Below are 8,363 nucleotides of genomic sequence, written 5' to 3'. Positions count from 1 at the left end.
CGTCGCTCACGCGACGATTATGGCTCCGGGCGGGCGGGGCCCCCGGGCGGGGTCAGCCGCAGCGCGGTGCGATGTACCCGTCGGCGCCGGTGTTCACGTAGGCGTCCGAGACGTACTCGCCGTTGTCGATGTTGTCCCAGATGTTCGTGGTGCCGTAGTAGCCGGACACCCGCGTGCCCGGCGACTGGCAGTAGATCGGGACCTTGGCGCCCTCGGGCAGGACGCGGACGATGTTGTAGCCGGTGCCGGGGCCGCTGCGGACGTTGAGCCGCATGCCCGGGGCGACCGAGTAGTAGTGCAGGGCCGCCGTCGCCACGGCCTCGGCCGCTTCGGCGCTCTCGGCCTCTTCCGCACGCTCAACAGACATGTGTTACCTCCCCCGTTGGCCCCATGACAGTCATGGGGCCCCGTTCATTCCCCGGATGCGCATCGCGAAACACCTGTGCGCGACTCGCACACGGAGGCTAGCAAGCCGCCTCTGACTCGTACGAGTCATCGACTAGGCTCCCCTCGTCGCGCGCGCGTAGGAACGGCACGGGGGTGGTCCATGACGCCACAGCGCAACACCGGAGCGGGCGCGGAAGCGGAACTTCCCGAGTACGCCGGTCACTACCGCCTGGAGTCATGTCTGGGATCGGGCGGTATGGGCGTGGTGCACCTGGCCCGGAGCACCTCGGGCCTGAAGCTCGCGGTGAAGGTCGTACACGCCGAATTCGCCAAGGACCGTGAGTTCAGGGGCCGTTTCCGGCAGGAGGTGGCCGCCGCCCGGAAGGTGAGCGGTGCCTTCACGGCGCCCGTCGTCGACGCCGACCCGGAGGCCGACCGGCCCTGGATGGCCACGCTGTTCATCCCGGGCCCGACCCTGTCCGAGCACGTGAAGCGGAACGGGCCGATGGAGCCCGGTCAGCTGCGCCGGCTGATGGCCGGGCTCGCGGAGGCCCTGCGCGACATCCATCGCGTCGGCGTCGTGCACCGCGATCTCAAGCCCAGCAACGTGCTGCTCGCCGAGGACGGGCCGAAGGTCATCGACTTCGGCATCTCCCGGCCCAAGGACAGCGAACTGCGCACCGAGACCGGCAAGCTGATCGGCACGCCGCCGTTCATGGCGCCCGAGCAGTTCCGCCGGCCGCGCGAGGTGGGTCCGGCGGCCGACATCTTCGCGCTCGGGTCCGTGCTGGTGCACGCGTCGACCGGGCGCGGGCCGTTCGACTCCGACAGTCCCTACGTCGTCGCCTACCAGGTCGTGCACGACGAGCCCGATCTGACCGGCGTACCGGAGATTCTCGCGCCGCTGGTGCTGAGCTGCCTCGCCAAGGAGCCGGAGGACCGGCCGACTCCGGACGAGCTGATGCGGGAGCTGCGCTCGCTGGCGGCCTCGTACGACACCCAGGCGTTCATACCGGCACAGCGGACGGGGGACGGTGCCACCGCTCCCGAACCACCCGCCGAACAAACCGAGCAGGCCGGCGAGACCGACGAGGCTGGCGAGGTCAGCGAGGCCGATGAGGCGAAGGAAGCCGAGGAGGCCGAGGGAACCGGGAAGGCCGCGGAGGCCGAACGGCCGTCCGGGCGTCGCGCGGTCAGGCGGGCCGCGCTGGGCGTCGGGGCGCTCGGCGTCGCCGTGGCCGCCGTGCTCGCCTCGGTCCAGGCGTTCGGCGGCGGCGAACCCGCGCCGCGGAACGCGAGTCCCCGCACCGGGGCCGCCGCCTTCAGCGCCTGGCACAGGAAGCCGGCGCCCGAGGCGGCGGGGATGCCGCAATGCGCGTACGGAGCGAAGAAGTTGCTCTGCGCGCAGCCCGGCGTGGTCTTCGCCCTGTCCCCCACCGACGGCAGGCTGCTGTGGCGGCAGCCGGTGGCCACGAAGACCACCAGCGGCCCGCCGGTCCTCGCGGGCGGTCTGATCCAGCCCTACACCGGCGGCGGCACGCGGCTGGCGGGGCTGGACCCCGCCACGGGCAGGGAGGTCTGGAAGCAGGGTCTGCCGGCCGACACGACGGTGCGGTACGTGGGCGGAACGGTCCTGCTGACGGCCGCCGACGGCACGGTCACGGCCCTGGACGCCGCCTCGGGCCACACCAGGTGGACCCACCGGATCACGGGCCAGGGCCACCCGGTCTTCGACTCGTTCCCCGGCGACCCGCTGGCGTACGCGACGAGCACGTCCGGCGACGGCTCGGGCACCCGTGTGACCGCCGTGGATCCGGTGACCGGTGACATGCGGTGGGAGGCCCGGCTGAAGGGGACGCTGCGGCCCTTCGGCACCGCGGACGGCTCGGTGTTCTTCCTCTCCGTCGACCGCGTCTACGGGGACACGAGGGCCGTTGTCCGCTACACCCCCGGGCCCAGGGCGACGCGCCGGGTGGCGCTGCCCGTCGCGCTCGCGGGCGCCCACGCCACCGTGCGCGGGAACACGGTCTACCTGCTGGGCACCGGCGGCACCCTGGCGGCCGTGGACCTGGCGACGGGCCGGTCGCCGTGGCGCCTGGAGACCTCGGTGAGCCGCGGTTCGGCGCCGGTCACGGACGGCGAGCACGTCTTCTTCACCGCGGGCGACGGGCGGCTGCTCGCCGTCGACGCCCGCAAGGGGAAGCTCGTCGGGCAGACCCCGGCGCGGCTGGGCGCGAACTCGGCGCAGGTCATGGGGGCGCCACCGGCCCCCGTGATCAAGAACGGGCGGGTCTGCGCCACCGCCCCCGACGGCACCGTGTTCGCCGTGGACGCGGCCGACCCGTCGGCCTGGTGACACGCGAAGGGGCCGCCCCCACTGAGGGAGGCGGCCCCTAGGCCAGTCGGACAACCGGTGCCGGGCGTCAGCCCAGCTTCGTCACGTCCCGCACGGCACCCTTGTCCGCGCTGGTCGCCATCGCCGCGTACGCCCGCAGCGCCGCCGAGACCTTGCGCTCCCGGTTCTTCGGGGCGTAGAGACCGCCGAGCGCCTGCTCCCGGCGGGCCAGCTCGGCCTCGTCGACGAGGAGCTCGATCGTGCGGCCGGGGATGTCGATGCGGATGCGGTCGCCGTCCTCGACGAGGGCGATGGTGCCGCCGGAGGCCGCCTCGGGCGAGGCGTGGCCGATGGACAGGCCCGAGGTGCCGCCGGAGAAGCGGCCGTCGGTGATCAGCGCGCAGGTCTTGCCCAGACCGCGGCCCTTGAGGAACGAGGTCGGGTAGAGCATCTCCTGCATACCCGGGCCGCCCTTGGGGCCCTCGTAGCGGATGACCACCACGTCGCCGTCCGTCACCTGCTTGTTGAGGATCTTCTCGACGGCCTCCTCCTGCGACTCGCAGACCACCGCCGGACCCTCGAAGGTCCAGATCGACTCGTCGACGCCGGCGGTCTTCACCACACAGCCGTCGACCGCCAGGTTGCCCCTGAGGACGGCCAGGCCGCCGTCCTTCGAGTACGCGTGCTCCACACTGCGGATGCAGCCGCTCTCCGCGTCCTCGTCCAGCGCCTCCCAGCGCTCGGACTGGGAGAAGGCCTCGGCGGAGCGGACGCAGCCCGGGGCCGCGTGCCACAGCTCCATCGCCTCCGGGGAGGGCGAGCCGCCGCGCACGTCCCACCGCTTCAGCCAGTCCTCCAGGGAGGGGCTGTGGACCGCGTGCACGTCCTCGTTGAGGAGGCCGGCCCGGTGCAGCTCGCCGAGCAGGGCGGGGATGCCGCCGGCCCGGTGCACGTCCTCCATGTAGTACGTGCGGTCCTTGGCGACGTTCGGGGCCACCTTGGCGAGGCACGGGACGCGCCGGGAAACCGCGTCGATCTGCTCCAGGCCGAAAGGCACGCCACCCTCCTGGGCGGCGGCGAGCAGGTGCAGGATCGTGTTCGTGGAGCCGCCCATCGCGATGTCGAGGGCCATCGCGTTCTCGAAGGCCGCGAAGGTGGCGACGTTGCGCGGCAGGACCGTCTCGTCGTCCTGCTCGTAGTAGCGGCGGGTGATGTCCATGACCGTGTGGGCCGCGTCGACGTACAGCTGCTTGCGGGCCGTGTGGGTGGCGAGGACCGAGCCGTTGCCGGGCAGGGACAGGCCGATCGCCTCGGTCAGGCAGTTCATCGAGTTCGCGGTGAACATGCCGGAACAGCTGCCGCAGGTCGGACAGGCGTTCTCCTCGATACGGAGGATGTCCTCGTCCGAGATCTTGTCGTTCACGGCGTCGGAGATCGCGTCGACCAGGTCGAGGGTGCGGACCGTGCCGTCGACCAGGGTGGCGCGGCCGGCCTCCATGGGGCCGCCGGAGACGAAGACGGCCGGGATGTTCAGGCGGAGCGCCGCCAGCAGCATGCCCGGGGTGATCTTGTCGCAGTTGGAGATGCAGACCAGGGCGTCGGCGCAGTGGGCCTCGACCATGTACTCGACCGAGTCCGCGATCAGGTCGCGGGAGGGCAGGGAGTACAGCATGCCGCCGTGGCCCATCGCGATGCCGTCGTCGACCGCGATCGTGTTGAACTCGCGGGCGATGCCGCCCGCCTCCTTGATCGCCTCGCTGACGATCCGGCCGACCGGCTGGAGGTGGGTGTGGCCCGGCACGAACTCCGTGAAGCTGTTGGCGACCGCGATGATCGGCTTCCGGCCGATGTCCGCACCGGGTACCCCGGAGGCGCGCATAAGGGCGCGGGCGCCCGCCATGTTGCGGCCGTGGGTGACTGTGCGGGACCTCAGCTCGGGCATCGTCGCTCGCTCCTTCGGAGAGTTCTGACTCAGGTCGAGCGTACGCCGGTCATCCACGGGGCGGGACGCGGTGTCCGAAATGCGGGACGCCTGTCTCGGGAGACCGCCCGCGCTCAGGGTCCGGTCAGGTGCCCCTGTACGACCGGGGCCACCCGCGCGACGATCTGCTCCAGGTCCGCCGAGGCCAGCGGCTCCAGCTTGATCACGTACCGCAGCATCGCGCACCCCACCAGCTGCGCCGCCGCCAGCTCGGCGCGCAGCTCGGCGTCCGGCAGGTCCAGCTGCACGGCGATGCGGCGCAGCAGTTGGGCGGCGACCAGGCGGCGGAAGACGGCGGCCGCGGTGTCGTTGTTGACGGCGGAGCGCAGGATCGCCAGCAGGGGCGTACGGGTGGTGGGGTTCTCCCAGATGCCGAAGACGAACCGGGTGAGCCGCTCGCCCACCGCGTCCACGGGGCCGTCGGCCACCGTGGTCGGCGCGTTCAGGGCGGGCGCGAAGGCGACCTCGATGGCGGCCGCGAACACCTGCTCCTTGGTGCCGAAGTAGTGGTGGACGAGGGCCGAGTCGACCCCGGCGGCCTTGGCGATGCCGCGGACGGACGTCTTGTCGTAGCCGCGCTCGGAGAACTCCTCGCGGGCCACGGCCAGGATGCGGTCGCGGGTCTCGCCGGACTCGGTGCGCGGGGGGCGGCCACGGCGGCGCGCGCCGGTGTCGGTCATCGCCGGGGCACCTTCACCGCCGAGGCGAGGTGCAGGCGCGTGAAGGCCAGCGCCTCGGCCAGATCGGCCTCGCGTTCGGCGCTGGACATGGCGCGCCGGGTGTTGACCTCGATGACGACATGGCCGTCGAAGCCGGTGAAGGCGAGCCGCTCCAGCAGCTCGGCGCAGGGCTGGGCGCCCCGGCCGGGGACCAGGTGCTCGTCCTTCGCGGATCCCTTGCCGTCGGCCAGGTGGACGTGGCCGAGGCGGTCGCCCATGCGGTCGACCATCTCCAGGGCGTCCGCGCGTGCCGTCGCCGCGTGGCTGAGGTCGATCGTGAAGTGGCGGTAGTCGTCCTTCGTCACGTCCCAGTCGGGGGCGTACGCGAGCATTTCGCGGTCGCGGTAGCGCCAGGGGTACATGTTCTCGACGGCGAACCGTACGTCCGTCTCGTTCGCCATCCGCCAGATCCCGGTGACGAAGTCCCGGGCGTACTGGCGCTGCCAGCGGAACGGCGGGTGGACAACGACCGTGCTCGCGCCGAGCTTCTCGGCGGCGGCCCGGGCGCGCTGGAGCTTGACCCAGGGGTCCGTGGACCACACCCGCTGGGTGATGAGCAGGCAGGGGGCGTGCACGGCCAGGATCGGCATCCGGTGGTAGTCGGACAGCCGGCGCAGGGCCTCGATGTCCTGGCTGACCGGGTCCGTCCACACCATGACCTCGACGCCGTCGTACCCGAGGCGCGCGGCGATCTCGAAGGCCGTCGCCGTCGATTCCGGGTACACGGAGGCCGTCGACAGCGCGACCTTCGCATCCGGGATGCGGACGACGTCCCTTGGTTTGGCCACGGGGGACAGATTACGGGGTGAGGTCGGCGCGATGCCGGGTGCCTATTCGCCGTTGTGACTTTCCCCATGGGCGGGCGCGGCCCGCCGGTGGCCGGTCACGCCACCGCCGCGCGCCTGCGCCCCGGTGGCTACGCCGACCCCATGTGGTCCAGTCGCCGCAGGATCACGCCCTCCCGCAGCGCCCACGGGCAGACTTCCAGGTTCTCCACGCCGAACAGGTCCATCGCCGCCTCGGCGACCAGGGCTCCGGCGATGAGCTGGGCGGAGCGGCCCTCCGAGACGCCCGGCAGCTGGCCGCGCTCGGCGGTGGTCATGCCGGCCAGGCGGGGCACCCAGGACTCCAAGGACTCCCGCTTGAGCTCGCGCTGGACGTAGAGGCCGTCGGCGCTGCGGGCGGCGCCGGCGATGCGGGCCAGCTGCTTGAAGGTCTTGGAGGTGGCGACCACGTGGTCGGGGGTGCCGGAGCGGCTGAACTCGCCGACCGTGCGGGCGATCTCCGCGCGCACATGGCGGCGCAGGGCCCTTATCGAATCCGGGGAGGGCGGGTCGCCGGGCAGCCAGCCGGCGGTGAGGCGGCCCGCGCCCAGCGGCAGCGAGACGGCCGCGTCGGGCTCCTCGTCGATGCCGTAGGCGATCTCCAGGGAGCCACCGCCGATGTCCAGGACCAGCAGCTTTCCGGCCGACCAGCCGAACCAGCGGCGGACGGCGAGGAAGGTGAGCCGGGCCTCCTCCGCGCCGGTGAGGACCTGCAGCTCGACGCCCGTCTCGGCCTTCACACGGGCGAGGACGTCGTCGGCGTTGCTGGCCTCGCGCACGGCGGAGGTGGCGAACGGGAGCAGGTCCTCGACGCCCTTGTCCTCGGCGGCCTGGAGCGCATCGTGGATGACGGCGATCAGTTTGTCCACCCCGTCGGGACCGATGGCCTCGTCCTCGTCAAGGAGTTGAGCGAGCCGCAGCTCCGCCTTGTGCGAGTGCGCGGGCAGAGGGCGCGCGCCAGGGTGCGCATCCACCACCAGCAGATGCACCGTGTTAGATCCCACGTCGAGGACACCGAGTCTCATGTACGGAACGCTACTGCCACCCGGGCCGGGGGCCGTCCTCGGAGCAGTGCCGGAAGCGGCTTCGGGCGTCTTACCCTGGACGGGTGCCAAAGACGAAAAAGACGAAAGCTGACAAGGCTGCCAAATCGGCCGACGGTTCTTCGCAGGTGAAGCCACCCAAGCAGGCGAAGCGGGACCCGCGGGGCCCGGGAGCCGACGAGCAGGGGCTGGATTTCGCCCGCGCATGGGTGGAATTCCCTGATCCGGCGGACGACGAGCAGGTCTTCCGGTGCGATCTGACATGGCTGACCTCTCGTTGGAACTGCATCTTCGGCAGCGGCTGCCAGGGCATCCAGGCGGGCCGCGCGGACGACGGGTGCTGCACGCTGGGCGCCCACTTCTCGGACGAGGACGACGAGAAGCGGGTTGCCGGGCACGTGGCGAGGCTCACGCCCGACATCTGGCAGCACCACGACGAGGGCAGGGCACGCGGCTGGACCTCCGAGGACGAGGACGGCTCCCGCCAGACCCGTCCGTACCAGGGGTCCTGCATCTTCCAGAACCGCCCCGGTTTCGCCGGCGGCGCGGGCTGCTCGCTGCACATCCTGGCCCTGAAGGAGGGCCGCGAGCCGCTGGAGACCAAGCCGGACGTGTGCTGGCAGCTGCCGATCCGGCGGACCTTCGACTGGATCGACCGCCCCGACGACACGCGTGTGCTCCAGGTCTCGATCGGTGAGTACGACCGCCGCGGCTGGGGCCCTGGCGGCCACGACCTGCACTGGTGGTGCACGTCGGCGACCTCGGCGCACGGCGCGGGGGATCCGGTGTACGTCTCCTACCGGGCCGAGCTGACCGAGCTGATGGGCAAGGCGGGCTACGACCGGCTGGTCGAGCTGTGCGAGGCGCGACTGGCGTCCCAGCTGCCGCTGCTGGCCCCGCACCCGGCCGATCCGGCCCGCTGATCGGCAGGTCACGGTCCCGTCCGCGGGGCCTGTCCCGGCCACCGAGCCGCCGTCCTTCCTAGCTGTCCGACGGGCTCGGGTCGCCGCTGCCGGTCGGTGGCGGGGTCGAGCCGGAGCCGGTCGGGGACGGGCTGGTCGGGGTGGGTGTCGG

Annotated in this window: 7 protein-coding genes; 2 read left to right on the top strand and 5 right to left on the bottom strand. The window is 72.2% G+C overall.

Annotation, left to right across the window (positions count from 1 at the left end):
* Positions 1-52 precede the first annotated feature (52 nt).
* A complete protein-coding gene (locus IPZ69_RS45370) occupies positions 53-367 on the bottom strand; it encodes an SH3 domain-containing protein (RefSeq protein WP_235460776.1) in 315 nt (104 codons plus the stop codon).
* 180 nt (positions 368-547) lie between these two features.
* Here IPZ69_RS45370 and IPZ69_RS45365 point away from each other — a divergent pair, with 180 nt between their 5' ends.
* Entirely contained in the window at positions 548-2,743 is a 2,196-nt protein-coding gene (locus IPZ69_RS45365; protein WP_235460775.1) for a serine/threonine-protein kinase, read from the top strand.
* A gap of 67 nt (positions 2,744-2,810) precedes the next feature.
* Here IPZ69_RS45365 and ilvD read toward each other — a convergent pair whose 3' ends face one another.
* From ilvD to IPZ69_RS45345, 4 genes are all read right to left on the bottom strand, one after another.
* Positions 2,811-4,664, bottom strand: a complete 1,854-nt coding sequence (gene ilvD, locus IPZ69_RS45360; protein WP_235460774.1) for a dihydroxy-acid dehydratase — start codon at positions 4,662-4,664, stop codon at positions 2,811-2,813.
* Positions 4,665-4,777: 113 nt separating this feature from the next.
* Complete coding sequence (locus IPZ69_RS45355) at positions 4,778-5,383, bottom strand: TetR/AcrR family transcriptional regulator (RefSeq protein WP_235460773.1); 606 nt, start codon at positions 5,381-5,383, stop codon at positions 4,778-4,780.
* On the bottom strand, positions 5,380-6,210 hold the full coding sequence (locus IPZ69_RS45350; RefSeq protein ID WP_235460772.1) for a sugar phosphate isomerase/epimerase family protein: 831 nt from the start codon (positions 6,208-6,210) through the stop codon (positions 5,380-5,382). The genes IPZ69_RS45355 and IPZ69_RS45350 overlap by 4 nt, the downstream gene beginning before the upstream one ends.
* A gap of 128 nt (positions 6,211-6,338) precedes the next feature.
* Positions 6,339-7,271 (bottom strand): Ppx/GppA phosphatase family protein, encoded by a 933-nt coding sequence (locus tag IPZ69_RS45345; RefSeq protein WP_235460771.1) that lies wholly within the window; start codon positions 7,269-7,271, stop codon positions 6,339-6,341.
* A gap of 83 nt (positions 7,272-7,354) precedes the next feature.
* Between IPZ69_RS45345 and IPZ69_RS45340 the strand changes: the two genes are divergently transcribed.
* Complete coding sequence (locus tag IPZ69_RS45340) at positions 7,355-8,212, top strand: hypothetical protein (protein WP_235460770.1); 858 nt, start codon at positions 7,355-7,357, stop codon at positions 8,210-8,212.
* Positions 8,213-8,363: the final 151 nt, after the last annotated feature.

It is taken from the genome of Streptomyces olivochromogenes, from assembly GCF_021538895.1.
GTDB classification, from domain to species: Bacteria; Actinomycetota; Actinomycetes; order Streptomycetales; family Streptomycetaceae; genus Streptomyces; species Streptomyces olivochromogenes_A.
This window is presented reverse-complemented; position numbering and strand designations above follow the sequence as displayed.

Excerpts from the sequence above, each read along its gene's own strand:
- IPZ69_RS45370 (WP_235460776.1), bottom strand. The coding sequence starts at position 367 with ATGTCTGTTGAGCGTGCGGAAGAGGCCGAGAGCGCCGAAGCGGCCGAG.
- IPZ69_RS45365 (WP_235460775.1), top strand. The coding sequence starts at position 548 with ATGACGCCACAGCGCAACACCGGAGCGGGCGCGGAAGCGGAACTTCCC.
- ilvD (WP_235460774.1), bottom strand. The coding sequence starts at position 4,664 with ATGCCCGAGCTGAGGTCCCGCACAGTCACCCACGGCCGCAACATGGCG.
- IPZ69_RS45355 (WP_235460773.1), bottom strand. The coding sequence starts at position 5,383 with ATGACCGACACCGGCGCGCGCCGCCGTGGCCGCCCCCCGCGCACCGAG.
- IPZ69_RS45345 (WP_235460771.1), bottom strand. The coding sequence starts at position 7,271 with ATGAGACTCGGTGTCCTCGACGTGGGATCTAACACGGTGCATCTGCTG.